We start from the raw sequence: 3,034 nt of genomic DNA on the forward strand, positions 1-3,034 counted from the left end.
CCTCCTGTTCACCAAACGCCACCTCTTCGACCGCTCGAACATCGAACTCGACTTCGGCGGCCACCGCATACGCACCGAAGGCATCGAGAAGAACACCCACGACAACCCCTTCGGCGCCGTCCTCTCCTTCCGCGGCACCACCACCGACACGGTGGTCGAACACACCCTGAGTGCGGCGATGCCGGACCTCTCGGACCTGTTCGAGGTCGGCGACTCGTCGAAGTTCGCCGTCGGTCAGTGGTGGGCCGTCGAGATCGACGCCCTGGCGGGCAAGTACGAGAAGGAGATCCAGCGCCTGGTCCAGGTCACCGACGTCGTCGACGCGAAACACATCCGCGTCAACTACCAGATCGGCTGGGACCTGGCCGCCGGCCGCAAGCTCAGCTGGACCCGGGTCGAGCCCGTCGACCGCGCCCACGTGCGCAACATGGTCTTCGAGGGCTGGGGCGACGACGAGATGTCCGGCTCGCACCCGGTCGCGTACGAGTACGCGGTCCGCTGCGACGTCTCCGGGATCGAGGCCATCGGCACCTTCTGGCCGGTCGTGATGCGCCGCTGGTGCACCTATTACCGCACCGAGCAGTGCTCGCTCACCAACCCGAAGTCGGTCACCTACGGCGGCGCGGGCTACCTCACCCAGCAGATCTACTGCCTCTACGGGCACGTCGAGGACTGCCACACCTCCAACGCCCGCCACCTCAACGACTTCACCGCCTCCGCCTACTGCTACGTCACCAACTGCCACGGCGACGGCGACGACGAGGGCCCCTTCGTCACGCACGGCCAGTTCGAGCACGACCTGGTCTACACCGGCAACTCCGGCCTGATGACCTTCGCCAACTCCGGCGCCGCCTGGGGCGGCAGGGCCAAGCGGATCACCGTCCGACGGCACGCCTGCTCCTGGTTCGTGGCCCGCGTCAAGATCACCGATCTGACGCTGGAGGACGTCCTGGTCATCGGCAAGAAGTCGCTGTCCGGCTCCGGAATGCTCTGGGTCAACGCCGACGGCGTCCAGATGCGCGGCTGCACCGCCACCGGACCACTGATCGTCTCCCGGGCCTCGGACCTCTCCGCCCGCCCCAATGTGATCGCCGACTCCTCGTTCGCCTTCGCGGCCGGTGCGGAGATCACCCAGGCCAACGTCACCGCCCCGCTCACCCTCCAGCGCTCCGTCCTGAAGGGCGTCGACGGCGCGGTGTTCAACGGCACCGGACCGCTCGTCCTGGACCAGTGCACGCTGACCGGCTCCGAGGACACCGCCCCGGTCTCGCTCGCCCACACCGACATCACCGTCCTGGGCGGCGAACTCCGCAACACCGGACTCAAGCTGACCTCGGCCAAGGACCAGCGGCTGCGCGTCGACGGCACGCGGCTGAACGGCACCAACAAGGACGGCGCCCTGCTGTCCCGCACCGGCACCGGACGGACCGTCGACTGGCAGCTGTCCGGCCTCGACTCGACCGCGCCCAAGGGCACCGCCCACCTGCTGGTCACCGAAGGCCCCAACCGCTACCGCGCCACCGGCTCCACCTTCACCGGCGGCCGGCTCGAACTGCGGCCCGCGGCGTTCACCGGCAACAGCCACCTGCTGCACACCGGCTGCGTCGAGGACGGCACCGAGCGCACCGCGCTCCCGGAGGAGGGCGCCCGCGTCGCCCACACCGCGGCCACGCTGCGCATCTGACCACGTGGGGCCGCTCGTCCGGATCAGGCCCCATCCCACCGAGCACCAGGGATTCTCCGTGTCCACGCATACCCCGATCACCGGCCGGCCCGTCCGGGTCGCGCTCGTCGGCGCCGGCAACCGCGGTCTGACGTACGCCGAGTGGATCAAGGCGCACCCCGAGCGCGCCGAACTCGTCGCCGTCGCCGATCCGCGCCCCGCGGCGCGGGCCGCCGCCGGCGCCCCCGTCGAGTTCGACGACTGGCGCCCGCTCGTCGAGAACCGGATCGCCGACGCCGTCGTCGTCGCCACCCAGGACCGCTTCCACGTGGAGCCGGTGCTGGCCCTGGCCGAGGCCGGCTACGCGATCCTCGCCGAGAAGCCCCTCGCCCCGACCGAGGAGGAGACCCGGCGGATCGTCGAGGGCGTGGAGCGGGCCGGGGTCCTGTTCGCGGTGTGCCACGTCATGCGGTACACCCCGTACACCGACCTGGTGAAGGAGGTCGTGGACTCCGGCGTGCTCGGGCAGCTGGTCTCCCTCGACCATCTGGAGCCGGTCGGCTGGTGGCACTACGCCCACAGCTACGTGCGCGGTCCGTGGCGCAGCGAGAAGGACTCCTCCCCGATGCTGCTCGCCAAGTCCTGCCACGACCTGGACTGGATCACGTACGTCATGGGCGGCCGGATCGAACAGGTCTCCAGCTTCGGCGGACTCAAGCACTTCCGGCCCGAGAACGCCCCGGCCGGGTCCGCCGAGCGGTGCCTCGACTGTGCGGTCGAGTCCGGCTGCCCGTACAGCGCGCTGAAGCTGTACATGCCGACGCTGCGCGAGAAGGGCGCGGTCTGGCCGGTCACCCACGTCACCGAGGCGAAGGACGAGGCGGGGCTCGTGCAGGCGCTGCGCGAGGGGCCGTACGGCGTCTGCGCGTACCGCAGCGACAACGACGTGGTCGACCACCAGGTCCTGGCGATGCGGCTGACGGAGGGGGTGACCGCGACCTTCCAGATGGTGGCGTTCACCGAGCAGACCCACCGCCAGACCCGGATCTTCGGCTCGCACGGCTGGCTCATCGGTGACGGCGAGCGCGTCACCGTGCAGGACTTCCGGACCGGCGAGTCCACCGTCCACGAACTCGGCGCGTCCGGCTCGAACGCGGCCGACGGGCACGGCGGCGGGGACGCCGCGCTCGTCGAGGCGTTCGTCACGGCCGTCGCCACCGGGAACGCCGGGGCCGTGCGCTCCGGCCCGGCCACCTCGCTCGGCAGCCATCTGGCAGCGTTCGCCGCCGAACGTGCCCGTCACACCGGAACCGTCCAGACGGTGCCGGCCCGTTGACACTCCCTCTTCCCCGCCCCACCCTCACGTCCTCG

The 3,034-nt window shown here is 70.7% G+C and carries 2 protein-coding genes; both read left to right on the plus strand.

Annotation, left to right across the window (positions count from 1 at the left end; translation table 11 throughout):
- Positions 1-1,684, plus strand: a 1,684-nt coding sequence (locus ACFC79_RS38120) for a peptidase C14 (RefSeq protein WP_376249851.1), incomplete at its 5' end; no start/stop codon positions are given.
- 58 nt (positions 1,685-1,742) lie between these two features.
- Entirely contained in the window at positions 1,743-2,999 is a 1,257-nt protein-coding gene (locus ACFC79_RS38125; protein ID WP_376249853.1) for a Gfo/Idh/MocA family protein, read from the plus strand.
- The last annotated feature ends 35 nt before the right edge of the window (positions 3,000-3,034 follow it).

This window comes from Streptomyces sp. NPDC056061 (assembly GCF_042266885.1).
In the GTDB taxonomy this organism is placed as follows: Bacteria; Actinomycetota; Actinomycetes; order Streptomycetales; family Streptomycetaceae; genus Streptomyces.